Origin of the sequence: Methylobacterium sp. E-025 (assembly GCF_022829705.1) — a bacterium.
GTDB lineage: Bacteria > Pseudomonadota > Alphaproteobacteria > Rhizobiales > Beijerinckiaceae > Methylobacterium.
On the sequence record NZ_JAKSYR010000102.1, the window covers coordinates 1 to 26,366 of the forward strand.

General features: G+C 70.6%; 20 protein-coding genes and 1 tRNA gene. 9 read left to right on the forward strand and 12 right to left on the reverse strand.

Annotation, left to right across the window (positions count from 1 at the left end):
* The 3 genes from MKK64_RS12270 to treZ form a co-directional block, all read right to left on the reverse strand.
* On the reverse strand, positions 1-1,569 hold a 1,569-nt coding region (locus MKK64_RS12270), incomplete at its 3' end, for a maltotransferase domain-containing protein (protein WP_243935157.1).
* Between the two features lie 90 nt (positions 1,570-1,659).
* Positions 1,660-6,546, reverse strand: a complete 4,887-nt coding sequence (locus tag MKK64_RS12275; RefSeq protein WP_243935160.1) for a malto-oligosyltrehalose synthase — start codon at positions 6,544-6,546, stop codon at positions 1,660-1,662.
* Positions 6,543-8,348, reverse strand: coding sequence for a malto-oligosyltrehalose trehalohydrolase (gene treZ, locus MKK64_RS12280; protein ID WP_243935162.1), 1,806 nt, complete (start codon positions 8,346-8,348; stop codon positions 6,543-6,545). Before treZ ends, MKK64_RS12275 begins: the two co-directional genes overlap by 4 nt.
* Before the next feature lie 420 nt (positions 8,349-8,768).
* Here treZ and gyrA point away from each other — a divergent pair, with 420 nt between their 5' ends.
* From gyrA to MKK64_RS12315, 7 genes are all read left to right on the forward strand, one after another.
* Entirely contained in the window at positions 8,769-11,504 is a 2,736-nt protein-coding gene (gyrA, locus tag MKK64_RS12285; protein ID WP_243935163.1) for a DNA gyrase subunit A, read from the forward strand.
* Between the two features lie 250 nt (positions 11,505-11,754).
* Positions 11,755-12,588, forward strand: a complete 834-nt coding sequence (locus MKK64_RS12290) for an outer membrane protein (protein WP_147726649.1) — start codon at positions 11,755-11,757, stop codon at positions 12,586-12,588.
* Positions 12,589-12,745: 157 nt separating this feature from the next.
* A complete protein-coding gene (gene coaD / locus MKK64_RS12295) occupies positions 12,746-13,249 on the forward strand; it encodes a pantetheine-phosphate adenylyltransferase (protein ID WP_147841845.1) in 504 nt (167 codons plus the stop codon).
* Between the two features lie 31 nt (positions 13,250-13,280).
* On the forward strand, positions 13,281-13,829 hold the full coding sequence (locus MKK64_RS12300) for a peptidylprolyl isomerase (protein ID WP_243935165.1): 549 nt from the start codon (positions 13,281-13,283) through the stop codon (positions 13,827-13,829).
* A gap of 6 nt (positions 13,830-13,835) precedes the next feature.
* A complete protein-coding gene (locus MKK64_RS12305) occupies positions 13,836-14,333 on the forward strand; it encodes a hypothetical protein (RefSeq protein WP_243935167.1) in 498 nt (165 codons plus the stop codon).
* Positions 14,334-14,403: 70 nt separating this feature from the next.
* On the forward strand, positions 14,404-14,862 hold the full coding sequence (locus tag MKK64_RS12310; protein ID WP_147841843.1) for a peptidylprolyl isomerase: 459 nt from the start codon (positions 14,404-14,406) through the stop codon (positions 14,860-14,862).
* A 716-nt stretch (positions 14,863-15,578) separates the two neighbouring features.
* Positions 15,579-15,854: a hypothetical protein gene (locus MKK64_RS12315; protein ID WP_243935174.1), complete on the forward strand. Its 276-nt coding sequence runs from the start codon at positions 15,579-15,581 to the stop codon at positions 15,852-15,854.
* 55 nt (positions 15,855-15,909) lie between these two features.
* Here the strand turns inward: MKK64_RS12315 and MKK64_RS12320 are convergent.
* From MKK64_RS12320 to MKK64_RS12350, 7 genes are all read right to left on the reverse strand, one after another.
* Positions 15,910-15,983, reverse strand: a tRNA-Gly gene (locus tag MKK64_RS12320).
* 78 nt (positions 15,984-16,061) lie between these two features.
* Complete coding sequence (gene ssuD, locus MKK64_RS12325; protein WP_147726638.1) at positions 16,062-17,237, reverse strand: FMNH2-dependent alkanesulfonate monooxygenase; 1,176 nt, start codon at positions 17,235-17,237, stop codon at positions 16,062-16,064.
* 20 nt (positions 17,238-17,257) lie between these two features.
* Positions 17,258-18,154: an ATP-binding cassette domain-containing protein gene (locus MKK64_RS12330; protein WP_243935175.1), complete on the reverse strand. Its 897-nt coding sequence runs from the start codon at positions 18,152-18,154 to the stop codon at positions 17,258-17,260.
* Positions 18,154-18,933, reverse strand: a complete 780-nt coding sequence (gene ssuC / locus MKK64_RS12335) for an aliphatic sulfonate ABC transporter permease SsuC (protein WP_243935177.1) — start codon at positions 18,931-18,933, stop codon at positions 18,154-18,156. Before ssuC ends, MKK64_RS12330 begins: the two co-directional genes overlap by 1 nt.
* On the reverse strand, positions 18,930-19,949 hold the full coding sequence (locus tag MKK64_RS12340) for a sulfonate ABC transporter substrate-binding protein (protein ID WP_243935183.1): 1,020 nt from the start codon (positions 19,947-19,949) through the stop codon (positions 18,930-18,932). Before MKK64_RS12340 ends, ssuC begins: the two co-directional genes overlap by 4 nt.
* A gap of 6 nt (positions 19,950-19,955) precedes the next feature.
* Positions 19,956-20,909 carry an aliphatic sulfonate ABC transporter substrate-binding protein gene (locus tag MKK64_RS12345; RefSeq protein WP_243935185.1) on the reverse strand — a complete coding sequence of 318 codons (954 nt, stop codon included), beginning with the start codon at positions 20,907-20,909 and terminating at the stop codon, positions 19,956-19,958.
* A gap of 8 nt (positions 20,910-20,917) precedes the next feature.
* On the reverse strand, positions 20,918-21,499 hold the full coding sequence (locus tag MKK64_RS12350; RefSeq protein ID WP_243935187.1) for an NAD(P)H-dependent oxidoreductase: 582 nt from the start codon (positions 21,497-21,499) through the stop codon (positions 20,918-20,920).
* 553 nt (positions 21,500-22,052) lie between these two features.
* On the opposite strand from MKK64_RS12350, the gene sfnG reads away from it, so the two are divergent.
* Together sfnG and MKK64_RS12360 are read left to right on the forward strand one after the other, a co-directional pair.
* Positions 22,053-23,156, forward strand: a complete 1,104-nt coding sequence (sfnG, locus tag MKK64_RS12355) for a dimethylsulfone monooxygenase SfnG (protein ID WP_243935189.1) — start codon at positions 22,053-22,055, stop codon at positions 23,154-23,156.
* An 88-nt stretch (positions 23,157-23,244) separates the two neighbouring features.
* Positions 23,245-24,507: an SfnB family sulfur acquisition oxidoreductase gene (locus tag MKK64_RS12360; RefSeq protein WP_243935191.1), complete on the forward strand. Its 1,263-nt coding sequence runs from the start codon at positions 23,245-23,247 to the stop codon at positions 24,505-24,507.
* A 6-nt stretch (positions 24,508-24,513) separates the two neighbouring features.
* Here MKK64_RS12360 and MKK64_RS12365 read toward each other — a convergent pair whose 3' ends face one another.
* Entirely contained in the window at positions 24,514-25,374 is an 861-nt protein-coding gene (locus MKK64_RS12365; protein WP_243935193.1) for an alpha/beta fold hydrolase, read from the reverse strand.
* Between the two features lie 20 nt (positions 25,375-25,394).
* Positions 25,395-26,240 (reverse strand): 2,3,4,5-tetrahydropyridine-2,6-dicarboxylate N-succinyltransferase, encoded by an 846-nt coding sequence (dapD, locus tag MKK64_RS12370; protein WP_243935194.1) that lies wholly within the window; start codon positions 26,238-26,240, stop codon positions 25,395-25,397.
* Positions 26,241-26,366: the final 126 nt, after the last annotated feature.

Consider the following 26,366-nt stretch of genomic DNA (forward strand, 5'->3'; position numbering starts at 1 on the left):
CTCGTGACCGTCCGAGAAGATGTCGGCCTCGATCCGCAGGTTCTCGCCGACGACGCGCTTGACCGGAGAGCGGCCGCCGTCGAGTTCCGGCGTCACCGCCTCGATCACGACGCGGCCGGTGCCGTCCGGCGTTCCGCGGCTCGGCAGCTTGGTCACGGCCGCCGCGACGGCGCTGATGATGCGCAGCTCGCCCGGCGCCAGGTCGATGGCGCTGCCGGGATGGAAGGCGATCGGCTCGGCTTCCGGCGTGCGGTCGACGAACGGCCCGAGCTGGCCGCCCGTCCGGGTGATCAGCGCCCCGGCATCGACCGGCACCGGCTTGTCGGTCGGGTTGAAGAGCAGGATGACGGCGTGCCGGGCGGAGGCCGGATGGCCGGAATCGTAGCGGGCGAGCGCGACGAAATCGGCGTCCGGCGCGGAGATCCGGGCCTGCGCGCCCTCGACGTTGGCGGCCGGAAGCTCGGCGCGCAGGGCGTTGATCGCGGCGACATAGGCCGAGATGTCGATCCCGGTCTCGGATTCGCGGTCGGCCGGCGTCGTGTCGACGACGTGGACCGCGCGGCGATAACCCCACTCGTAGCCGATCGGCATCAGGACGCCGGCCGAGTAGAACGCGGCGAGGGCGTAGCGGCTGCGCAGCTGCGCGGCGACGGCCTCCGGGCCGCCCGACACCTTGGCCGCGAGCCGCGGCATGTCGTGGTTCTCGGGGAACGCGATCGAGGGGGCGATGACGCGCAGGCGCTCGTACTGCTCCAGCGCCCAGGGCTTCTTCAGGTCCCACCACGCGAACGAGTTGAAGAGGTAGTCGAACCCGGCGCCGGCGGTGGCCTTGGCCTCCTCGAAGGTGCAGCCCAGGGTCTCGGCGGCGAACAGGCAGCCGGCCTCGCGCGCCTTCGCCTGCCCGATCAGGGCGCGCCACGTCTCCGGCGGGACCTTGTAGGCCGCATCGCAGCGGAAGCCGGCGACGCCGAGGCTCTGGAGATGGGCGATGTAGGCGTCCCAGATCCGGGTCAGCTCGCTGCGCGGGCCCTCCGAATGGTAATCGAGCTCGGCGAGATCGCCCCAGACGGTGCGGATCGACGGATCGTCGGGATCGACCGCCGCCGGGCTGGCGATCGAGCCGTCGGCCTCCTTCACGAACAGGTCCGGCCTGTCGCGGGCGAGGCGGCCGTCGTTGGCGGTGTGGTTGATGACGAGGTCGGTCATCACCGAGAGGCCGATGGCCTCGGCCGCCGTGCAGAAGCACCGGATCTGATCGTCGTCGGAGGTGCCGTCCTGATCGCGGAAGCGATCGTCCAGCCGCTCGGGGTCGGCGACGGCGTAAAGGCTGCCCGAGCCGCCGGTGGCGTGGAACGGGTTCAGGTAGACCCAATCGAAGCCGAGGGCGGCGATCCGCGGCAGCTCGGCCGTCCAGTCCGAGACCCGCCCGACGAGGAGCGGGAACAGGTTGTAGATCCGCGGCCCCTGGATGCGCGCGTCCGAGGCCCGCGTCGCGAGGCCGGCCGGCGGCGCGACGGGGGCGGCCGCATCCGCTGCGGCATTCCTCGATGCGGTGGTCGGTGCGTTCATGCTGGCCTCGAGTTGTTGGATGGCGTCATCGACTAACGCCCGAATGCCGGGTGCGTGCCGTGCCCGCGGATGCGGCGCGGCACGCTCGGATCACGCCCGGCGCCGGAGGACGGCGTAGGGCAGCGCGGAGAACAACGCTCCGAGATCGGCGGAGCCGTCGTAGCCGGCCCCCGTGACGATGTCGTGCCAGGACGTGCCCGCGCCGAGATCGACCGTCGTGCCGGCGAACCCCGCCCCCGACCAGGCGGCGTCCGTGACCAGTCCGGCGACCAGTCGCGGGACCGCGACGAAGATGTCGCCGTCCGCGCTCGCGTCGGAGCGAAGGTAGGCGACGACGTTGTCCGCACGCGGCCCCGTCGCCTCGATCGCCCGGTAGTCGGCCTCGGCATAGAACGCCGGACGCGCGGCGCGGTCGGCGAGCAGACGCGTCAGGGTCGCCTGCTTCACCCGTCCGTCCGGCCAATGCGCCAGCAGTTCGGGCAGCACCCCCTGGTCCGCAAGAGCGCGTTCCATCGCCGCGTAGTTCACCGGCCGGCGGTTGTCGGGATCGACGAACGAGAAGTCCCAGAACTCGGTGCCCTGGTACACGTCCGGCAGGCCGGGCAGCGTGCATTTGAGGACCGTGCGGCCGAGGCCGGCGATCATCCCGAGATGGGCGAGGCGCCGGGCGAACGGCCGCAGCTTGGCCAGGAACTCGGACCCCGGCGCGATCAGCGCCTCGAACAGCTTGGCGACCGCACCCTCGTAGGCTTCGTCGACGTTGACCCAGCTCGACCTGCGCTTGCCCTCGCGCATCGCCTTCTCGCTGTAGGCGGTCAGGCGCTTGCGGAAATCCTCGATGGCATTCGGCTCGTCGGCATCGAGCAGCTCGAGCGGCCACGCCCCGAGGATGGCCTGGAAGAACATCCACTGGTCGTTGGCGTCCGGCGCCGGCTCGTCGTCAATGGTCGTCAGGTGCGGGACGGCAATCGTGCGCCACAGGTCCCAGGCGCGGGCCCATTCCTCCGGCAGCTCGGACAGGGCGAGCAGGCGCGAGCGCGCGTCCTCGCCGCGCTTGGTGTCGTGGGTCGCCGTCGTGATCATCGCGTTCGGCCAGTCGCGGGCACGCGCCGCCTGGAGCGCGTGGAAGTGGTCCGCGTCGAGGCCGTACTCGCCGGGATCGCCGCCGACCTCGTTGAGGCCGAGAAGCATCGCGTAGCGGTAGAACAGCGTGTCCTCCAGGCTCTTGGCCATCACCGGGCCGGTGAGCTGCTGGAAACGGCGGCGGAACCGCAGGATCACGATCGGGTCCGGCCGTCCGGGCCCGGAGGTCTCGATCCGGCCGATGAGCGCGGCGGCCGCGAAGTCGTGGACCGAGCGGTCCGGCAGCGCCGACCAGCGCTTGGCCTTGGCGACCGCGCCCTCGATCAGCCGAACGTCCTCGGCCTCGACATCGCTCTCGTCGAGATCCGGCGGCAGGTAGCTGCGATAGGTCGGGAACCGCGCGATGATCTCGATGAGCCCCCGGCGGATCGCGTTGACCGAGAAGTCGCGCGTGCGCCGGTCGGCATCGGCGATCTCCTTGAGGTCGGTGGTCAGCACCTCGAGCTCGCTGGCGAAGCTGATCTCAAGGATCTCGGCCTTCGCGGCGCGAAGCTGGAAGCCGTAGGGCTCGTCGAAGCCGGTGGCCCACTCGTAGAGCCGCTTGATCTTGCCGCGCTTGCCCTGGTCGACGAGGATGCCGTCGAGGTGGTTCAGCACGTCGTAGCCGGTGGTGCCGGCGACCGGCCATGGCCGAAGCTTCTCGCCCGGCTCCAGGATCTTCTCGACCACCACGTAGAAGCCCGGTCCGACGGCCGCCTGCAGCGCCCGCGCATAGCCCTGCGGGTCGGCCAGGCCGTCGATGTGGTCGATGCGCAGCCCGTCGATCCGCCCCTCGCGGACGTGCCGGAACACGGTCTCGTGCGAGCGGTGGAAGATGTCGTTCAGCTCGACGCGCAGGCCCGCCAGCGAGTTCACGTCGAAGAAGCGCCGGTAGTTGATGTCGCTCGACGCGACGCGCCAATGAGCGAGGCGATAGGCCTGGCTCTCCAGGAGCCGGTGCAGCGGGCCGAAGCTGTCCGGGCGGCCCTTGAAGCCGTTGAGCAGCTTGAGGCTGCGGTCGATCGCGGCTCGGATCTCAGGCGATGCGGCGCAGACGGCGGCGAGCCGCTGCTTGAGCCCTTCCGCCTCCTCCGGGAAGGCGACGCGGCGCTTCGCGTCGGTCTCGGCGCCCATGGTGCGCAGGCGCTCGGAGATGGCGAGCAGCTCGCCCTGCGCCTCCTCGTCCACGTCGCCGAGCGCCGCCAGCACCCGGTTGAGGATGGTCGGGTAGTTCAGCGGGCGGATCGGGAACTGGTGCTCGTAGTGCCAGACGCTGAAGGCCCCGGCGACCGCGTCGAACTTGAGCTCGAGGTTCCCGTTCTCCAGCGCCTCGCCGTAGCGCTCGCCGAGGAAGGGGATCACCAGGTTGCGGTTGGCGCCCAGGCGTTCCCAATCGATGTCGAAGGCATGGCCGAAGGGCGAGAGCGCGCCCCATTCGAGCACGGACAGCCACCACGGGTTGTCGGCGCCGCCGACGCCCATGTGGTTGGGGACAATGTCGAGCAGCAGCTTCAGCCCGTGCGCCCGCAGCGCGTCGGACAGGCGCACGAAGCCGGCCTCGCCGCCGAGCTCAGGGTTGATCGCGCCGTGGTCGACGATGTCGTAGCCGTGGGTCGAGCCGGGCCGGGCCTTCTGGAGCGGCGAGGCGTAGACGTGGCTGATCCCGAGCTTCGCCAGGTACGGGACGATCTTCTCCGCGTCGGCGAAGGTGAAGTCCTTGTGGAACTGCAGGCGGTAGGTCGCGCGCGGCGGGGCGGTCGCCAGGCGGGCGGCACCGGAGCGTGGGCCGCGATCCTCGGCCGACAGGGCGGCGGCGAGCTTCGCCAGCGGGCCGCCCGGCGCGGCGATGGCGGCGAGGTCGCGGTCGAGCTTGCGCCGCCAGTTCGGGTAGCCCTCGGTCGAGCCCGGCACGTTGGCCTGGCTCAGCTCGGAGACGACGTCCTCGTACTGCACCGCGGTCAGCATCGACGGAGCGCGGGCGAGGTAGCGCGCAGCCGCCTCGAACGGGGCCGCGTCCGGCGGCTCGGCGCCGACGATGAGCTGCTGCGCGGCCAGCGCCTCGGACAGGCGCCGGCGCTCGGTGACGCGCTCGTTGCGCTCCGCCTCGGCCCGCTCGGCGTCGTAGAGGCCGAGGGACTGGCGCGTGTCGGTGTCGACCCCGCGCCACCAGCCGACGAAGGTCGGCAGGTCGTGCGTGGTGATCGCGGTCAGCGCGTCGCGGGGATAGGCCTCGGGCGCCTTGAACCGCCCGTCCTGCTCACGCTCGAACGCCAGGATCCGGTAGCTGAGGATGCCGGCCTGCATCAGCGCGTCCGAGAAGCCCTCCGGCGCGGTGCCGAGATCCTCGGCGATGACGAGGCACTTGTTGCGATGACTCTCCAGGCGCAGCACCGCGATCATCGGCTCGAACGGCATCGCCACGTAGGCGCCGTCCTTCGCGCCGCCGCCGAGCGGGATCAGGAACAGGCGGGCGAGCTGGAAGGCGTGGTCGATGCGGATCGCGCCGGCATGGCGCATGTTGGCGCGCACCAGCGCCCGGAAGGCGGCGAGCCCGTCGCGCTCCATCTCGAGCGGATCGAAGGCCGGCAGTCCCCAATCCTGGCCCTTGGGCGCGAGCAGGTCCGGCGGTGCGCCGATCGAGACGCGGTCGGCGAAGCGCTCGGGATGCGACCAGATCTCCGAGCCGCCACGGTCTGCGCCGACGGCGAGGTCGCGGTAGAGGCCGATGCGCATGCCGGTCGCGAGCGCCCGCTCGGACGCGTCTGCGAGCTGCCGGTCGGCGAGGTACTGGAGCCAGGCGTGATACGACACCGCATCGCGGTGCTCGTCGGCGAAGGCTGCGACGGCGTCCGTTCCCGCGCGCCGGAATTCCTCCGGCCAGTCGCCGAGCCACTGGGCGCCCCGCCCCTTGAAGTGCTCGGACAAGGCCTCGAACGTGGCGTGCGATTGAAGATCCTCGCCGCCCTCCTCCCGGAAGGCCGTGAAGCCCGCATCCGCGCCCCGGCTCGCATCCGACTCCGCCCAGAAGTCCTGCAGCACCGGCGAGAGCACGTCCCACACGCCCTGGTGGTCGACCAGCGCGGCGACGCGCAACGCTTCGACGCGGGGCGCCATCTCGGCGAGACGCCTTTCCGCCCGCGAGCCGACGAAGCCCGGCATGCTCGTCGGTGCGATGAACAGCGTGTCGAGGAACAGGCGCGAGGACGGCGAGTAGGGCGAGATCTTGGTCCGGTCGGCGGCAAACAGGGCGTGCACCGGGCTGAGGCCGAGAAACGATGCACCGCGCAGGCCCGCATCGCGCGCCGCTTGACCCGCGTCGGCATAGGTGCCGATGCCGAGGTTGGTGTCGGAGCGCAGGCCGTAGAGCTGGGCCGCGAGACCCCAATCGCTGGCGCCCTCGTCGGCATAGGCGCGCGGACGCCAGCAGCGCTGCGGCGCCGAGATGATCCAGGCTTCCGCAGTCCGGTCGCCGAGGGTGACAGCGAGGTGATGGTAGCCCGGCGTCAGCGGCGGCAGCTCGAACCCGGCGGTATCGCTGGACAGGGTTGCTCGGCCCTCGCGGGCGTTGCCGCGCTCGTCGACGAGGCGCCAGACCGCCGTCCCCTCCCCGCGCACCGGAACGCGCACCGCGCGGCGCGCCTCGACCGGCAGCAGCGGCGGGATCAGGCCGTTGCGCAGGGCCTCGACCTCGCCGAGGCTTTGGGCGATCTCCTCGTCGGTGCCGACCGCGAAGCCGAGCGCCGCGAGCATGCTGCGGCGGACTTCGAGCGCGGTCTCGACCGGCTTGCCGAAGGCGTCGACGTAGCCGTCGGCGATGCCTGCGAGGTCGGCAAGGCGTTGCAGTGCACTGCTCATCGGGCCGCTTTCGTCAGAAATACACCCGTCCAGGCGGGCAGAGTCGCACCGGTGCCGTCCGGCGCATTGGTCCAGACCGGCGTGTCGTCGCCGGCCTCGACGGAGAACGGCGCATCGCCGACATTGGCGACGAACCGCAGGGTCCCGCCCGCGTAGGACCAGGTGCAGTCGACCACGTCGGCGCGGGGAAGGACCGCCTTCGCGTTGCGATAGCCGGACTTGGCGAGCGGCACCACCACGTCCCGGCGCAGGGCCAAGAGCCGGGTGGTCTCGGCCAGCACCTCCCGGTGCGGCGAGCGCTCGCGCTCGGACCAGTCGAGCTTCGACGCTTCGAAGGTCTCGGCCTCCGTCGGATCCGGGATCACCGACGTGTCGTCGGCGAAGGCCGCGAAGCTCTTGAACTCCTTGCGGCGCCCTTCCCGGACGGCCTTGTTCAGCTCCGCGTCCGGCGCGAAATCGACGAAGAACAGGAACGGCGTCGAGGCCGACCATTCCTCGCCCATCCACAGCATCGGAATCTGCGGGCTGAGCAGGAGCCCGGCGCGCGCCAGATCGAGCTTCTTCGGATCGGCGAGCTGGCTCAGGCGTTCGCCGAGCGCGCGGTTGCCGACTTGGTCGTGGTTCTGCAGGAACGTCACGAACGCGGTCGGCGGCAGGTGGGCCGAGGGCTCGCCGCGCGGATGGTCGCCCAGCGTCTTGAACGGCTCGCCCTGATAGGCGAACCCCTCCGACAGGCAGCGCGCCAGCCGCTCGACCGGCTTGTCGCTGAAGCTCTCGTAGTAGCCGGAATCCTCGCCCGTCAGCAGCACGTGCCAGCAATGGTGCAGGTCGTCGGCCCACTGGGCGTCGTGCTGGAGCGGCTTGCCCGAGCCGTCGCGCTCGAGCCACTTGGCCTGGTTGGCCTCGTTCTCGAGCATGAGATGGATCTGGCGATCGGGGAAGGCCGCGCGGACCGTCTCGCCGAGCTCGGCCAGGAAGTGCGTCGGCGAATCGTCGAGGATCGCGTGGACGGCGTCGAAGCGGATGCCGTCGAAATGGTATTCCTCGAGCCAGTACAGCGTGTTCTGGATGAAGAACTGCCGCACGGTGTGGCCGCTCTCCTTGCCGTCGAAGTTGATGCCCGCGCCCCACGGGGTCCGGTGCCGCTCGGTGAAGAAGGTTTTGGCGTAGGCGTGGAGATAGTTCCCGGCCGGCCCGAAGTGGTTGTAGACCGCGTCGAGGTAGACCATCAGCCCGAGCCCGTGCGCGGCGTCGATCAGGCGCTTGAGGTCGTCGGGACGGCCGTAGGCGGCGTCCGGCGCGTAGGGCAGCACCCCGTCGTAGCCCCAATTGCGGGTGCCCTTGAAGTCGGCGAGCGGCAGCAGCTCGATGGCGGTGACGCCGAGCGCCTTCAGGTCGGCCAGCCGCTTCTGCAGCCCGGCATAGGTGCCCTCCGGCGTCGCGGTGCCGACATGCGTCTCGTAGATCACCGCCTCCTCGAACGGCCGGCCCTTCCACGCGTCGTCGCTCCAGGCGAAGGCGGCCGGGTCGATCACCTCGGACAGGCCCGACACGTCGTCCGGCTGGAAGCGCGAGGCGGGATCGGGCACCACGAGGTCGCCGTCGACGCGGAAGCCGTAGCGGGCGCCGGCCGCGACCCCGGGGACGGTCGTTCGGCGCCAGCCCTCGCCGGCATCCGGAAGCGCGTGATCCGTCCCGTCGACCACCAGCACGACGTCCCGTGCCGTCGGGGCCCAGAGCGCGAAGCGGACGCCTTGGTCCGCGATCTCGGCGCCGAAGGCCATGTTGTGCGTGCGCCGCATCGGGCCACCATCCTCATCGTTCGGGGCTCACGGGTCGGTCCGGATCGCGCGGGGGCGATCCCCGGAACGGTGCCGGGCGTGAACAGCCACGTCTGTCACAGAAGCGGTCGGCCCAGCTGTTGTTCCCCGCACCGCACCCAAACCCTGCCGATCGCGCGGCGGCATTCGGGCGCGAGCTTGGCCGGAGCCGGCGCAAGGCGGGAACGCGCGGGGATCCTGCGGTTGCAGGCGTCGCTCGCGGTCGCGAAAAAGGCGGCGGACGGGCCGGGATCGGGTGCTTGCGCCGGTGCGACGGGAGGAATAATTAACCGTCTGATATCATTCGTCTTCCCCCACGTCGCGCCGCGCGCGGCGCTTCGGCGTGGGATGCACCTGACAACGGCCCCGGACGCGGGGCCTTCGCCACACGGATAAAAGCCCTTGGCCGACAACGACGAGACAGGGGCCGGCACGCCGCCGCCCGCCAGCGACATCAAGCCCGTCTCCATCACCGACGAGATGCGCCGGTCCTACCTCGACTACGCGATGAGCGTGATCGTGAGCCGGGCGCTGCCGGATGCGCGCGACGGCCTCAAGCCGGTGCACCGGCGCATCCTGTTCGCCGCCTACGAGAGCGGGCACCTGCCGGAGCGCAAGTACGTCAAGTCGGCTCGCATCGTCGGCGACGTGATCGGTCTCTACCACCCGCACGGCGACCAATCGATCTACGACGCCTTGGTCCGCATGGCGCAGGACTTCTCGATGCGGCTGATGCTCATCGACGGCCAGGGCAACTTCGGCTCGGTCGACGGCGATCCCGCAGCGGCGATGCGCTACACCGAATCGCGGCTCGCCAAGCCGGCGACCGCGCTGCTCGCCGACATCGACAAGAACACGGTCGACTTCCAGCCCAACTACGACGAGTCGCGCGAGGAGCCGTCGGTCCTGCCGGCGCGGTTCCCGAACCTGCTCGTCAACGGCGCCGGCGGCATCGCCGTCGGCATGGCGACCAACATCCCGCCGCACAATCTCGGCGAGCTGATCGACGCCTGCATCGCGCTGATCGACGATCCGGGGCTGACGATCGAGCAGCTCACCGAGATCGTGCCCGGCCCGGACTTCCCGACCGGCGGGGCGATCCTCGGCCGCGCCGGGACCCGCCAGGCCTACGCCACCGGCCGCGGCTCGATCATCATGCGGGCGAAGTCCCACGTCGAGGAGCTTCGCAAGGAGCGCGAGGCGCTGATCTTCACCGAGATCCCGTATCAGGTGAACAAGGCCACGCTGGTCGAGAAGATCGCCGAGCTGGTCAAGGAGAAGCGCGTCGAGGGCATCTCGGACCTGCGCGACGAGTCCGACCGCGACGGCATGCGCATCGTCGTCGAGATCAAGCGCGACGCGATGGCGGAGGTGGTGCTGAACCAGCTCTACCGCTTCACGCCGCTGCAATCCTCGTTTGGCTGCAACATGGTGGCGCTGAACGGCGGCCGCCCCGAGCTGATGAACCTGAAGGACCTGCTCCAGGCCTTTATCGACTTCCGCGAGGAGGTCGTCTCCCGCCGCACCAAGTTCCTGCTGAACAAGGCCCGCGAGCGCGCCCACGTGCTGTGCGGCCTCGCGATCGCGGTCGCCAACATCGACGAGGTGATCCGGCTGATCCGCACCTCGCCCGACCCGAACTCGGCGCGCGAGGCGCTGATGGCCCGCGACTGGCCGGCCCACGACATCGCCCCGCTGATCGCCCTGGTCGACGACCCGCGCCACCGGGTGGCGGACGACGGCACCTACCGCCTCTCGGAGGTGCAGGCCCGCGCGATCCTCGACCTGCGCCTGCAGCGCCTGACCGCGCTCGGCCGCGACGAGGTCGGCGACGAGCTGAAGTCGCTCGCCGACGAGATCGCCGACTACCTCGACATCCTGCGCTCGCGCCAGCGCATCCAGACCATCGTCAAGGACGAGTTCGCCGAGGTGCGGACCCAGTTCGCGACTCCGCGGCGGACGGTGATCCTCGACTACGATTCGAGCGTCGACGACGAGGACCTGATCCAGCGCGAGGACATGGTCGTCACCGTGTCCCATGCCGGCTACGTCAAGCGCGTGCCGCTCTCGACCTACCGGGCCCAGCGCCGCGGCGGCAAGGGCCGCTCCGGCATGTCCACCCGCGAGGAGGATTTCGTCACCCGCCTGTTCGTGGCGAGCACGCACACGCCGGTGCTGTTCTTCTCCAGCCAGGGCCAGGCCTACAAGGAGAAGGTCTGGCGCCTGCCGATGGCGGCGCCGAACGCCCGCGGCAAGGCGCTCGTCAACATCCTGCAGCTGCAGGATCAGGCCGAGCGCATCACCACGATCATGCCGCTGCCCGAGGACGAATCGTCCTGGGACACGCTGGACGTGATGTTCGCGACCGCGTCCGGCGGCGTCCGGCGCAACAAGCTGTCCGACTTCGTGCAGGTGAACCGCAACGGCAAGATCGCGATGAAGCTCGATCCGGGCGACCACATCGTCCACGTCGAGATCTGCCGCCCCGAGCAGAACGTGCTGCTGACCACCGCGCTCGGCCAGTGCATCCGCTTCCCCGTCGAGGACGTCCGCGTCTTCAAGGGCCGCGATTCCACCGGCGTCCGCGGCATCAGCCTCGGCAAGGGCGATCGCGTCATCTCGATGACGATCCTCAACAGCTTCGACGCGACGCCCGAGGAGCGCGTCGGCTTCCTGAAGATGCAGCGCGCCGTCATCGGCGACACCGCACCCGAGGCCGGCGACGCCGATGCCGAGGAGGCCGCCACCGATGCGCCGCTGCTGTCGCAGGAGCGCTACGCCGAGATGGGCGCCAACCAGCAGTTCGTTCTGACGCTGGCCGAGCGCGGCTACGGCAAGCGGACCTCCTCGTTCGAGTACCGGACCTCGGGACGCGGCGGAAAGGGCATCAAAGCGATGGAGGTCAACGCCCGCAACGGCAACCTCGTCGCCTCCTTCCCGGTCGAGGCGGCGGACCAGATCATGCTGGTGACCAATGCCGGCCAGCTCATCCGCGTGCCGGTGGACGACATCCGCGTCGTCGGCCGCGCCTCGCAGGGCGTGACCGTGTTCGACACCGCCAAGGACGAGCGCGTCGTCTCCGTCGAGCACATCGCTGGCGAGGACGAAGGCGGCGAGATCATCGACGAGACGGCGTGAGGCGGAGGCCCTGCAGGGCGGCGGATCCAGTCGTCCTGCAGAGTTTTGGCACCGGCTTTTTGCGCGTGCTAGAAAAAATGATGCCCGGCGTGGGATGATTTTTCCGGGATAAACGTAGCGTATACATTTGACGAAAGCATCGTCGCGACTGGACTAACGATGTTTCCGAGTGTTGCCGCGAAGTCATATTCAAGGTGAGGCGGCGGGGTTACTGGTCTGCAACGTCAGTCCCCAACCCCGGATGCCGCCCGTGCTGAAGTCCTTCGCCCTTGCCGCCGTCGCCTCGGCGACCCTCGCCGCCTCAGCCGGCGCCGCCGACCTTCCGCGCCGGGCCCCGCCGCCGGTGTTCACGCCCGTCCCGGTCTTCACCTGGACCGGATTCTACCTCGGCGCGAATGCTGGCTACGCCTTCTCCGAGCGCGACAACGTCCGCACCGCCGGCATCGGCGCGCTGCAGCTCAACGTCGACCGCGGCCTGCGCCGCTCGAGCGTGCCGCTGCCGCAGGACGGCTTCACCGGCGGCGGCCAGATCGGCTACAACTACCAGTTCACCCCGGGCTCGGGCATCGTCGTCGGCATCGAGGCCGACGCGCAGTACACCGACCTGCAGCGCCGCCGCACCGAGACGATCTTCAACCCGGCCTTCAACCCCAACGTCCTCACCAACAGCTACCGCACCGAGCTGAACTACCTCGGCACCGTGCGCGGCCGCATCGGCTACGCCTTCGACCGGGTGTTCGTGTACGGCACCGGCGGCTTCGCCTACGGCGACGTGACCCAGTCCGTCACGTTCCAGACCGGCGCTCCGGTGACCTACGCCGCCCGCCGCTCCAGCATGGAGACCGGCTACGCCTACGGCGGCGGCATCGAGTACGCGCTGCCGACCGAGTCGTTCCTGAACTTCTTCCGCGCCAGCGCGGTCACGATCAAGGGCGAGTACCTCCGCTACGACCTCGGGAGTCGCAACCTCTTCGTCGCCAATGTCGGCCCCGCCGGCACGCCGGGCATCGGCTACATCTCGCGCCTCTCGACCGAGGGCAGCCTCGCCCGCGCCGGCATCAACTACAAGTTCGGCACGTACTAGGATCTGCGCCGGGCGGCGGGTCGCCCGGATCGATCGAGATCGACCGGAAGGGTGGGAGCGGAAGCGCTTCCGCCCTTCCTCGCGTTTCCGGCCGGCGGTCCATTCGCCGGGGCCGGCGGTTCCGTTCGTCACGAAAATCCTCTAGGGCGTTGCGGGCATGAACCGCACCGCGCTCTATGCCGGCTCCTTCGATCCGGTGACCAACGGCCATCTCGACGTCGTCCGCCAAGCCTGTCGGCTGGTGCCGCGCCTCGTGATCGCGATCGGCGTCCATCCCGGCAAGGCCCCGCTCTTCTCCGCCGAGGCGCGGGCTGAGCTGCTCGCGGAGACCTGCGCGCCGCTCGCCGCCGCCGAGGGGACGGAGCTGGAGATCGCGACCTTCGACGACCTCGCCGTGACGGCGGCGCGCCGCTGCGGCGCCAGCCTGTTCATCCGCGGCCTGCGCGACGGCACCGATCTCGACTACGAGATGCAGCTTGCCGGCATGAACGGCGCGATGGCGCCCGAAGTCCAGACCGTGTTCCTGCCGGCCTCGATCCAGGTCCGCCCGATCACCGCGACGCTCGTCCGGCAGATCGCCGCGATGGGCGGCGACGTCTCGCCCTTCGTGCCGGCCCAAGTTGCCGAACGCCTCGCGGCCCGCTTCGCGAGCCGCAGCTGAGCCCCCAACGCTTCTCAAGGAGACGATCCCCATGAACCGCCGCAACGCCGTTTTCGCGCTCGCGCTCTCCCTTACGCTCGGGGCCCCCGCCGCCCGCGCCGCCGACGCCAACACCGTCTACCTCGACACCAAGGACGGCCGCGTCACGATCGAGCTGCGCCCGGACATCGCGCCCAAGCACGTCAAGCAGCTCAAGACTCTGATCGCCCAGGGCTTCTACAACGGCCTGAAGTTCCACCGGGTGATGGACGGCTTCATGGCCCAGACCGGCGACCCGAAGGGCAACGGCACCGGCGGCTCGAGCCTGCCCGACATCCCGGCCGAGTTCTCCTCGGCGCAGTTCCGCCGCGGCACCGTCGGCATGGCGCGCTCGTCGGATCCGAACTCGGCCAACTCGCAGTTCTTCATCTGTCTCGGCGATGCGTCCTTCCTGAACGGCCAGTACACCGTGGTCGGCCTCGTCTCCGACGGCATGGATGCCGTCGACAAGATCAAGAAGGCGGCGCCTGGCGCCGCCGGCGGCGCGGTCCAGAACCCGGACAAGATCGTCAAGATGCAGCTGGCCGAGAAGGCCAAGTAAGCGGCGATGCGGGGCCTGCGCCGCGCGTCGGCGACCCTCCTCGTCGCCCTCGTGCCCGCCGCCGCGGGCGCCCAGCCGTTCTACGGCTACGCGTTCGACGGCGAAGGCCCCGGCTATCCGCTGAGCCTGCCGCAGACGTTGCGGGCGACGATCGTCGTCCCGCTCGCGGTGAAGCCGGTTCCGCGCCCGAACACCCTGGCCGAGCTCTATCCCGCCCTCGTGGCGTGCTGGCGCCCGCCCGCCATCCTCGAGGATGCGTCGAACGTCGAGATCACCGCGCGGCTGTCGCTCCGGCGCGACGGAAGCTTGCTCGGGCCGCCGCGGATCACGTATGCGAGGGGCGTCGGTCCGAAGACGCGCCCGACCCTGGTGCATGCGACGATCGACGGATTGAACCGTTGCCTGCCGGCCCAGATCACGCCCGGCCTCGGCCGAGCGATCGCCGGGCGTCCCGTCGCCCTACGTTTCGTCTACCGGAAGGTCACCGCGAACCGACCCGGATGACGGCCACCGATCACCCCGCCGCGCCGCAGCCAGGCGCAGCGCCCCCGCCCTGAACAACCTGGAGACCGACATGGCCGACACCGAAAACCTCGTCCTCGAGACCACCAAGGGCCGCGTCGTCGTCGCGCTGCGCTCCGACCTCGCGCCGAACCACGTCGAGCGCATCAAGACGCTCGCCGGCCAGGGCTTCTACGACGGCGTGCCGTTCCACCGCGTCATCGACGGCTTCATGGCGCAGACCGGCGATCCCACCGGCACCGGCTCGGGCGGCTCCGACCTTCCCGACCTGAACGCCGAGTTCAACGCCGAGCCGCACACCCGCGGCACCTGCTCGATGGCGCGCACCAACTTCCCGCACTCGGCGAACTCGCAGTTCTTCATCTGCTTCGACGACGCCCGCTTCCTGGACAAGCAGTACACCGTCTGGGGCAAGGTCGTCGAAGGCATGGACGTGGTCGACACGATCAACAAGGGCGAGCCGCCGCGCTCGCCCGACAAGATCGTCAAGGCGAGCATCGCCGCCGCCTGAACCCGGACCCGCCCGTCGCCCCCGAGAACCGGGCGACGGGCGGTGCCCCACGATTCAAGTTTTCTGCACGCGATACCCGTTTCAGTCGTCGATCCCTCGCCAGCGGCGGAGGCGATGCATGCCTGCGTCGAGCAGACGTTCGTCGAGCGCGAACTGCCGACGGCAGCCGTATCGGATCGAGGATCGAAAGATCGGCAGGCGCCGGCGTCCTGAACGCAGCGCCGATCGCCGACGCCCTACCCGCACCCCCTCCGCGAATGCCGGATCATGCAATTCGGCTGAGCCATTCGCGACGGTGCTATGCCAGGATCGAGCCGTCCGCTTGCAGCGCCATGGCCCCGCCGGCGGTTGCTCGATCGGCGATCGCCCGATCCCGCTCGTCATCGGGCTCGACACGGTGGCCGGACTCGTCACGAACCCGTCTGCGCCCCGAAGGCGGTCGCATCGCTCGCCGTAGCGATGCTTGGGCGGGACCGCTCGCTCGGCGTCGTCCGGGTCGCTGGCGCGCACCCAGAACGCGCGGCGAATTTAACCCATGTTGGTGTCGGTCTTGCGCCGGCAACTTAGCGTGACGGTTGCGCTCGCCCGTCATTCGAACACGTCACGGTTGGCGCGTTGATCTCTTCCGCCGCGGAGCCATCGTGCCGAGGCCGGCGCTCGCGGGCGCGGATCGACACGATGTCGTCCATGGCCATGCGCGAGCAAGAACACACCGGATGGCCGAGAAGCGGGATACGGGCGTGAGCGAGGCGATCCAGGACGAAACCTTGCAGGCGCCGGTCGCGATCGCCCGCAGCCGCAGGGCGTCCCCCGCAGGTCCGCGCTATCACGCGGTCATCACCGCCCGCGACGGCGCGAAGAGCCTTCACCCGTTGCCGGCATTCGGCGACGACGAAGCCATCGCGCAGGCGCTCGCGCTCGCCGAAGGCCGGGTGATCGAGGTCTGGGACGGCCCGCGCCTGATCGAGCGCTTCAACGCAGTCACCTGGTAGCGCCCGAACCGTAAATGGCAGGCGTCGCGACCGTCGACATGATCTACAGAAGGGGTGGAGCGGGTACCGGGAATCGAACCCGGGTATTCAGCTTGGAAGGCTGCTGCTCTACCATTGAGCTACACCCGCGATCCGCGCCGGATAGCATGGCGCGGTGAGCTTGAGAAGGCCGGAGACGCTGCGATCCGGCCCCTCCCGGCGTGGTTCTCAGTGCGCCGCGACCTGCCGCGTCGGCACGATGTCGTTGGCCATCACCTCGCCGAACGGGCCGTCGTTGCGGGCGTTCGAGGGGCCGATGCCGGTGGTGGCGCGCAGCGGCAGCTTCGGGAAGACGAGCTCGGCGAAGCGGTAGGCCTCCTCGAGATGCGGGTAGCCGGAGAGGATGAAGCGGTCGATCCCGAGATCGATGTACTCCTTCATCCGGTCGGCGACCTGATCGGCCGAGCCGACCAGCGCCGTGCCGGCACCGCCGCGCACCAGCCCGACGCCGGCCCAGAGGTTCGGCGAGACCTGAAGCTTGTCCCGGCTTCCGCCGTGCAGCGCCATCATCCGGCTCTGCCCGACCGAATCCTGGCGCTTCAGCGTGGCCTGCGCCTTGGCGATGGTGGCGTCGTCGAGCTTCGAGATCAGGCGGTCGGCCGCCGCCCACGCCTCGCCCTCGGTCTCGCGGACGATGACGTGCAGGCGGATGCCGTAGGAGAAGGTCTTGCCGCGCGCCTCCGCGGCCGCCTTCGCGGTCGCGATCTTCTCGGCGACGCCGGCCGGCGGCTCGCCCCAGGTAAGGTAGACGTCGCAATGCTCGGCCGCCACGTCGATGCCGGCCGGCGACGAGCCGCCGAAGTAGAGCGGCGGATAGGGCTTCTGCACCGGCGGGAAGATCAGCCGGCCGTTCTCCGCCGAGAGGTGCTTGCCCGTGAACGAGACGGTCTCGCCGGCCATCAGGCCGCGCCAGATGTGGAGGAACTCGTCGGTCACCGCGTACCGCGCGTCGTGGTCGAGGAACACGCCGTCGCCGCGCAGCTCCACCGGATCGCCGCCGGTGACGACGTTGATCAGCAGGCGCCCATCGGAGATCCGGTCCAGCGTCGAGGCCATGCGGGCGGCCGCCGAGGGCTCCATCAGGCCGGGACGCACTGCGACGAGGAAGCGCAGGCGCTGCGTCAGCGGCGCAAGCGCCGAGGCGATCACCCAGGAATCCTCGCAGGAGCGGCCGGTGGGCAGCAGCACGCCGTAATAGCCGAGGGCGTCGGCGCCCTGCGCGATCTGGCGGAGATAGCTCAGCGACACGTCGCGCGCGCCCTCCGACGCGCCGAGATAGCGGCCGTCGCCGTGCGTCGGCAGGAACCAGAGGACGTCGGTCTTTCCGTCGGTCGAGGCGGTCATCGAAAGGTCTCCGTGTCGGCTCAGGCCGCCGAGGGCGTGCCGAGCAGGTGCTCGAGGATGCGGCCTTCGAGCCGCGCCAGGTCGGGATCGCCGCGGCGGCGCGGCCGGGGCACGTCGACCCGCAGATCGAGGGCGATGCGGCCTTCGTCGACGACGAGGATGCGGTCGGCCATCGCCACGGCTTCCGCGACGTCGTGGGTCACGAGGAGCGCGGTGAAGCCCTGCGCCCGCCAGATCCGCTCGATCAGGTCCTGCATGCCGATGCGGGTGAGCGCGTCGAGCGCGCCGAGCGGCTCGTCGAGCGCCAGCAGGCCGGGTCCGCTGACCAGCGCCCGGGCGAGCGCCACGCGCTGGCGCTGGCCGCCGGACAGGGTGGCGGGCCAGACGCCGGCCTTGTCGGCCAGGCCGACCTCCTCGAGGGCCGCGAGCGCACGCGCCCGACGCTCGGCCTTGGTGCCGGTGCCGGACAGTCCGACGGCGACGTTGTCGACCACGCGGGCCCAGGGCAGCAGCCGCGGCTCCTGGAACATGATGCGCCGCGGCCGCTGAGACCGGCGCGGACCGGCCTCGGCTTCGTCGAGGCCGATGCGCCCGGAGGTCGGGGTCTCGAGGCCGAGGATCAGGCGCAGCAGGGTGCTCTTGCCGCAACCGGAGCGGCCGACCACCGCCGTGAAGCCGCCGGCGGGCAGGAACAGGTCGAGCCCCGCGATCACGGCGTTGCCGTCGAAGCTCTTGTGGAGGTCGCGGACGGTGACCGCGATGCCGCGTTGCTCCCCCGCCCGGTCGGGGGAGGATCGGGGTGAAGGTTGCGCGCTGCCCGAGGGCGTCGCGACCCTCTCCCCCTGGGACAGCGCACGCGCGCCGGTGTCCGGTTCCCGCGCCGGCGGCTTGTCGCGGAGTTGGGCGTCGAGCAGCATCAGGCGCTCCTGTAGGCGGGGTTCCAGGCGAGGCAGCTGCGCTCCAGCTGCCGCGTCAGCGCGTCGGCGAGCTTGCCGAGCGCGGCGTAGATCAGGATCGCCAGCACCACGACGTCGACCAGCATGAACTCGCGTGCCTGCATCGCCATGTAGCCGAGGCCCGAGGAGGCCGAGATGGTCTCGGCGACGATGAGCGTCAGCCACATGATCCCGAGGGCGTAACGCAGGCCGACGAAGATCGACGGCAGCGCGCCCGGCAGCACCACGCGGCGGAACAGCTCGGCGTTCGACATGCCGTAGACGCGGCCCATCTCGACCAGAGCCGGATCGACCGAGCGGATGCCGTGCAGGGTGTTGGCGTAGATCGGGAAGAACACGCCGAGCGCCACCAGGAACAGCTTGGCCTCCTCGCCGATGCCGAACCACAGGATCACCAGCGGGATCAGCGACAGGTGGGGCACGTTGCGCACCATCTGAACCGAGGTGTCGGTCAGGCGCTCGGACAGGCGCGAGAGCCCGTTGGCGAGGCCGAGGCCGAAGCCGATGCCGCCGCCGACCACGAAGCCGGCGAGCGCGCGCAGCGTGCTGACGCCGAGATTGGTCCAGAGCTCGCCGGTGCGGCCGGCCTCGATCCCGGCGCGGATCACGTCGAGCGGCGCCGGCATGAAGCGGTTCGAGACCAAGCCGGCCGAGACCGCCGCCTGCCAGCCGACGAGAATCGTCACCGGCAGCAGCCAGGGTACGGCGGCGTCGCGGATGCGGGAGGGGGTGGCGCTCATCGAATCTCGGCCTTGCGTTGCGGGTGGGCCCAGACGGCGTGCGCGACCCGGATCGGTTTCGGCAGGAGGCCGAGGGCGTGGAAGGCGTCGGCCACCGCCTGCTGGTCGGCAATCGTCTGCGCGTCGAGGGCCGCGACCCCGTAGGACAGGCGATCGAGCGCCACCGTGAGCACCGGCGCCGGGATGCCGACCGAGGGCGCAAGCTCGGAGGCGACCGTGCCGCCGTTGCCGGCGGCCCAGGTGTCGACCTCGGCGATCGCCTTCAGGATCGCGGACACGATGTCCGGGCTCGCCTCGGTGAAGGCGCGGCGCGACAGGTAGAACTGGCGGTTCGGTGCGATCCCGGTGCCGTCGGCGAGGATGCGCGCACCGGTCGAGCGCTCGGCGGCGGCGAGATAGGGGTCCCAGATCGCCCAGGCGTCGACCGAGCCGCGCACGAAGGCGGCGTTCGCGTCGGCCGGCGAGAGGAAGACGAGCCTGACCGCATCGTAGGCGATGCCGGCCTTCTCCAGGGCGCGCACCACGAGGAAGTGGACGTTGGAGCCCTTGTTCAAGGCGATGGTCTTGCCGCGCAGGTCCGAGACGGCGCGAATCGGGCTGTCCTTCGGCACCAGGATCGCTTCGCCCCGCGGGGCCGGCGGCTCGGTGCCGACGTAGCGCAGGTCGGCGTTGGCGGCCTGGGCGAAGATCGGCGGCGCCTCGCCGGCGGAGCCGAGGTCGATCGCCCCGGCGTTCAGCGCCTCGAGCAGCGGCGGACCGGAGGAAAACTCCGACCACGCGACCTCGTAGCCGAGGGGCGCGAGCGCCTTTTCGAGGGTTCCGCGGCCCTTCAGCAGGACCAGCGACCCGTATTTCTGGTAGCCGATCCGGACGGCGGACGCAGCGCGGGCCGGACGTAGCGCGACCGCCGCCGCGAGGCCGAGGCCGGCCGAGAGCAGGGTGCGGCGTCGCAGCGGCACCGAGCCATCGACGGCGGCGAGACGCGCGGCACGTTGGGGATGAAGGTCGTCGGTCATCGCGGATCAGCCGTTGCGTGCGGGTGGAATCCAGACCGCGTCGGCGACGCGGATCGGCTTCGGGATCAGCTTCAGGGCGTGGAAGCGGTCGGCGATCACCTGTTGCTCGGCAGCGACGCGGTCGTTCATCGGGCCGATGAGGTAGTCGGTGCGATCGACCGCGCGACGGGTGGCGGCGAGGGGCACGCCGGTGCCCTTCGAAAGCAGATCGGCGACCTCGCCGCGATTGTCGCCGCACCAGCGCGCGACGCTGCCGAGCACGTCGATCACCTCGGCCAGCACCGCGCCGCGGCCCTCCGCGAAGGCGCGGCTCGCCAGGAAGAAGTTGTTCTGCCGCGCGATCTCCCTGGCCGTCGCCAGCACGCGGACGCCGTCGCCGCCCTCCGCGATGGCGTAGTACGGGTCCCAGATCGTCCAGGCGTCGATGCTGCCGCGCGAGAACGCCGCCGCGGCGTCGGCGGGCGCCAGCGTCACCGGCTCGATGTCGGCGTAGGTGAGGCCCGCCTTCTCCAGCGCGGCGACCGTGAGGTTGTGCGCGCTCGACGCCTTGGCGAAGGCGACGCGCTTGCCCTTCAGCTCAGCCAGCGACCGGATCGTCGAGCCCTTGGGCAGCAGGATGCCCGAGCCCGAGCCGCCGGCCTCCTGCGCCGCGGCGTAGACCAGGCTCGACTTGGCGGCCTGCGCGAAGATCGGCGGGGCGTCGCCGGTCTGGCCGAAATCGATGCCGTCGAGGGACAAGGCCTCGAGCAGCGGCGGCCCGAAGGAGAACTCGATCCAGCGCACGCTATGGCCGAGCTTGGCCAGGCGCTCCTCGATCACGCCCTGCTGCTTGGCGACCACGAGGATGCCGTTCTTCTGGTAGCCGATGCGCAGCACGCCCGGCTCGGCGGCCACCGCCGGACGGGTCAGGGGCAGCGCCGCGGCGAGGGCCGTGGCGAGGAGGCGGCGGCGGTCGATCATCGCGGGTCTCAGCGTGCGGCGGCGAGGGCCACGGGGGCGGACGATTCCGCCGCAATCCCGGCGCGCAGCAGGGCCGCGAGCTGGGCGCCGGCCTGGGCGATCCGTTCGCGCACGCCCGCATCGGTCGGGAGGCCGTCGGTGAAGTCCGGATCGGAGCCGTAGACGGTGGTCGGCACCTGGAGGGCGCCGAAGAACCCGAACAGCGGCCGGAACGAATGCTCGACGACGAGCGCGTGGCGGGCGCCGCCGCCGGTGGCGACGATCGCGACCGGCTTGTTGGCCAGGGCCGCCGGATCGATCAGGTCGAAGACGTGCTTGAACAGCCCGGTGAAGCTGCCCTTGTAGACCGGCGAGCCGACGACCAGCGCGTCGGCGCCCTCGATCGCCTCGATCACCCGGCGGGCGGGAAGCGACAGCGCATCCCGCGACCAGGCCGCGCCGAGCCCGGTGCCGGCATCGACGAGATCGAACAGCCGAAGGTCGAGGCCGCCGTCGACGGTGGCGGCCTCGGCCACGGCCTCGACCAGGGCGCGGGTCTTGGACGGGCGCTGAAGGTTGGCGCTGAAGCCCACGAGTTTCGGTCGCGTCATCGTCGGATCTCGTCTCGAAAGGAAGGTGGCGCAAGGCACGGTCCGGACGCGGGACGGCCGCGCCGCCACCCGTTCGGACCGTGCCGCGATGTCCTCCCAAAGGTGAGGCGTGCGGTGCACGCGGTCAATGAAACGTTCTTGCAAAAGAACGCTCCGGTTGAGGTGATCGTTGCCCGATGCGACCGGGAGGGGGTTTTTCGTTCTCCTTCCCCTCGTGCGCCACGAAACGCGCGACCTCTTCCACGAGCTCGGCCCACCATCGTTCTTTATGAAGAACGCCGATACGATCGTTCGCGTGGTGCGTCGGCCGTTGCGCTCGGCTCGGGGAAGCTTCGTTCCCCGGAAGGACGGGCGACGGAAATTTCTTGCTCGTTCAGGCAAAAGATTGCGCGTTGCTTCCTTTGACGGCGGCATCGACTTTGGAAATACTTGACGGACAGGCAAATCGGCACGACGGCGAGCGGCTGCTCGATGCGATCTTCGATCCGCGACCATGCGGGACGATCGCTCTTCGCCCTTGCGGGAGGCCTGACCGACGAGGAGGCGCAACCCCATGACCAACCGCAACGCGACCGAAGAGCCGATCCGCTTCGCCTACTGGGTGCCGAACGTCTCCGGGGGGCTCGTCATCAGCGCGATCCCGCAGCGCACGAGCTGGGACGGAGATTACAACCGCAAGCTCGCACGGATCGCCGAGGATGCCGGCTTCGACTACGCGCTGACGCAGATCCGCTTCACCGCCGGCTACGGCGCCGAGTACCAGCACGAATCGGTGGCCTTCAGCCACGCGCTGCTCGCCGTGACGACCAGGCTCAAGGTCATCGCCGCGCTGCTGCCCGGGCCGTGGAACCCGACCATCGCGGCCAAGCAGATCGCGACGATCAGCGAGCTGACCGACAACCGCATCGCGATCAACGTGGTCTCGGGCTGGTTCTCGGGCGAGTTCCGCGCCATCGGCGAGCCGTGGCTCGACCACGACGAGCGCTACCGGCGCTCCGAGGAGTTCATCACCGCGCTTCGCGGGATCTGGACTCAGGAGAACTACACGTTCCGCGGCGATTTCTATCGCTACACCGATTACAACCTCAAGCCGAAGCCGGCGGTGACGCCGGAGATATTCCAGGGCGGCTCGTCGCGGGCGGCGCGCGACATGGCGGCGCGGGTGTCGGATTGGTACTTCACCAACGGCAACACCCCCGAGGGCATCCGGGCGCAGGTCGCCGACCTGCAGGCGAAGGCCGCCGCCAACGGCCATGCGGTCAAGGTCGGCGTGAACGCCTTCGTCATCGCGCGCGACACCGAGGCCGAGGCGCGCGCCGTGCTGCAGGAGATTATCGACCATGCCAACCCGGATGCGGTGAAGGCTTTCGGCCACGAGGCGAAGAACGCCGGCCGGGCTTCGCCCGAGGGCGAGGGCAACTGGGCGAAATCGACCTTCGAGGACCTCGTCCAGTACAACGACGGCTTCAAGACCAACCTGATCGGCACGCCGGACCAGATCGCCGAGCGCATCATCGCGCTCAAGGATGCCGGGACCGATCTCGCGCTGCTGGCATTCCTGCATTTCCAGGAGGACGTGGCGTATTTCGGCGCGCACATCATCCCGCGGGTCCGCGCGCTCGAAGCCGAGCGCGCTGAGCGCGCCGAGGCGGCGTAGGCGCGCCGATGCCGAGCATCCCCTCGCCGCGCGATCGGGAAGAGGCGGATGCGTATCCGACGACCGCCCTCGAACTTCGGAGAGATCGATGAACATCGCCGTCAGCACCCAGGCGCTGTCCGGAACAGCGTCCTCTCGCGGCGTCCCGGGCCCGGCCCGTCCATCCGAGGCCGCCCACATCATCCGCGACGACGCCGAGGCGATCCGCGTCGCCCACGCGCTCGCCGCCTCGATCCGCGAGGGGGCGTCGGAGCGCGACCTCGCGCATGCCCGGCCGCTGGCGGAGCTCGACCGGTTCTCGCAGAGCGGCCTATGGTCGATCAACGTTCCGCGCGAGCACGGCGGCCCCGAGGTGTCGTATCGGACGCTGGCGCAGGTGATCGCCATCGTCGCCGCGGCCGACCCCTCGATCGCGCAGATCGCGCAGAACCACCTCGGCATCGTCGCCGCGATCCGCACCGTGTCGGACCCCGAGCAGCAGGCCCTCCTGTTCGCCGAGGTGCTGCGCGGCACCCGCTTCGGCAACGCGTTCTCGGAGAAGGGCACGGCGCGCGCCGCCGACTTCGCCACCCACTTCACCGACCACGGCGACCACGTGATCGTGCAGGGCCAGAAGTTCTACGCCACCGGGGCGCTGCTCGCCCACCTCGTGCCGATCGTCGCCGTCGACGATGCGGGTCTCGCCTGGTACGCGATCGCCGACCGCAACGCGCCCGGTCTGACGGTGATCGACGACTGGTCGGCCTTCGGCCAGCGCGGCACGGCGAGCGGCACGGTGCTGATCGAGTCCGTGCGGGTGGAGAAGAGCCACCTCGTCCCGGCCTGGAAGGCCTACCAGGAGCTGCCGCGCCTCGACGGGGCGATCTTCCAGATCATCCAGGCGGCGATCGACGCCGGCATCGGCCGCGCGGCTCTCGACGACACCATCGCCTTCGTGCGCGAGAAGGCGCGGGCGTGGATCGATGCCGGTCAGGATCGGGCCTCCGACGACCCCTACACCATCCAGGCCGTCGGCGACCTCACCATCCGCCTGCACGCGGCCGAAGCAATCCTCGACCGCGCCGGCCTCGCGATCGACGCCGCGCTCGTCGACCACGATGCGGGGCTGGTGAACGCCGCCAAGATCGCGGTCGCCGAATCGAAGGTGCTGACCACCGAGATCGCGCTCGCGGCCTCGAACAAGCTGTTCGAGCTCGGCGGCACCCGCTCGACGCTCGCCGAGCACAACCTCGACCGGCACTGGCGCAACGCGCGGACGCACACGCTGCACGACCCCGTCCGCTGGAAGGTGGCGATCGTCGGCAACCACGCGCTTAACGGGGTGGCGCCCCCCTCCCACGCCTGGAGCTGAGGCGCGTCAGGCCGCGCGGATCGCCTCGGCGGTCTCAGCCGGATATTCCTCGTGCGGGCTGAGGGCGCCCGGCACCGGTCGGCCCTCGACGCGGCCCGACGCGACGAGCGCGTCCATCTCGGCGCCGGACCGGCGCGGGGCGCGGCTCGGGCGCAGCACCCGGATCGGCGGCAGGCCGTCGCCGAACAGGGCGAGGAAGGCCTCGCGCGTCGGCACCGGATCGAGCCCGCCGGTGACGAAGGCCGCCGTTCCGAAGCGCGCGCCGCGCTGGCGGGTGATCGCGGTCTTGTCCGCGATCAGCGCGTCGGTGACGTGCGCCGCGTCGCCGTAGACGTGAGCGCGCATCATCCGGCCGATCACCTTGGGCCGGATGTTGAGGGCATAGAGGACGTCGCCCAGCCCCGGCGTCTCGACCGCGCGGCGGATCGCGGTGAACAGGCCCCGGCGCTCCGGTCCCATCACGGTCGGAAGCGGGCCGCGCCAGGTCGGCGCCACCAGGACGAGCCGGGCGAACGCCTTCGGATGCCGGCGGGCGGCGGCCACCAGGTAGCCCGCCGCGTGGCCGGCGGCGACGCCGAGTGCGTAGGGGCCGGGTGCAGCCGCGAGCAGCGCGTCGAGGTAGTCGTGGAACGTCGCCGGATTCAGCGGCAGCCGCGCCCGCGGATGCGCACCGAAGCCGGGCCAGTCCGGGATCAGGCAGCGATGGTCCCAGGCGAGCTGGTCGGCGAGGCCGCGCATCTCGGCTCGCGACGCGATCGTCGAGAGCGCCGGCAGCAGCAGCACGTCGGGGCCGGCCCCGATCCGATCGCACGGCGTCGGCACCGAGCGGCCGGCCACCGTGAGGTCGAGGGTCGCGGTCTCGCGCATCGGATCGGGCCCGGCTCGGATCAGGTGCGCAGCAGCTCGTTGATCGCGGTCTTGGCGCGGGTGCCGGCGTCGACGCGCTTAACGATGACGGCGCAGTACAGGCCCGGTCCGGGCGAGCCGTCCGGCAGCGCCTTGCCCGGCATCGTGCCGGAGACGACCACCGAATAGGGCGGCACGCGGCCGTAGAAGACCTCACCGGTGGTGCGGTCGACGATGCGGGTCGAGGCGCCGATGTAGACGCCCATCGACAGCACGCTGCCCTCGCCGACGATCACGCCCTCGGCGACCTCGGCACGGGCGCCGATGAAGCAGTTGTCCTCGATGATCACCGGGTTGGCCTGCAGCGGCTCGAGCACGCCGGCGATGCCGGCGCCGCCCGAGATGTGGCAGTTGTCGCCGACCTGGGCGCAGGAGCCGATCGTCACCCAGGTGTCGACCATGGTGCCCTTGCCGACCCGCGCCCCGAGATTGATGAACGACGGCATCAGCACGGCGCCGGGCGCGATGAACGAGCCGCGGCGGACGAAGCAGCCGGGAACGGCGCGGAAGCCCGCGGCGCGGAACTCGGCCTCGCTCCAGCCCTCGAACTTCGAGGGCACCTTGTCCCACCACGTCGCCTCGCCGGGGCCTCCGGAGATCGGCGCCATGTCGTTGAGGCGGAAGGATAGCAGCACCGCCTTCTTCAGCCACTGGTTGACGACCCAATCCTGGTCGCCGCTCTTCTCGGCGACGCGCGCCTCGCCGGAATCGAGCAGGGCGAGGGCCGCCTCGACCGCCTCGCGAACGGCGCCGCGCGTGCTCGTGTCGATGCCGGCGCGGTCCTCCCAGGCGGCTTCGATGGTCTGGGTGAGGGCGGCGTGGGACATGGGTCTTCCGGACAGGGTTTTCGTGAGCGCCCGTGCTTACAAGCGGCCGACCGCCCTGTCACCTGACGGTCCCGATGCGCGGGACGGCGTTAGGCTGTCGTCCCGCAGACGGATCCCCGTGCGCAG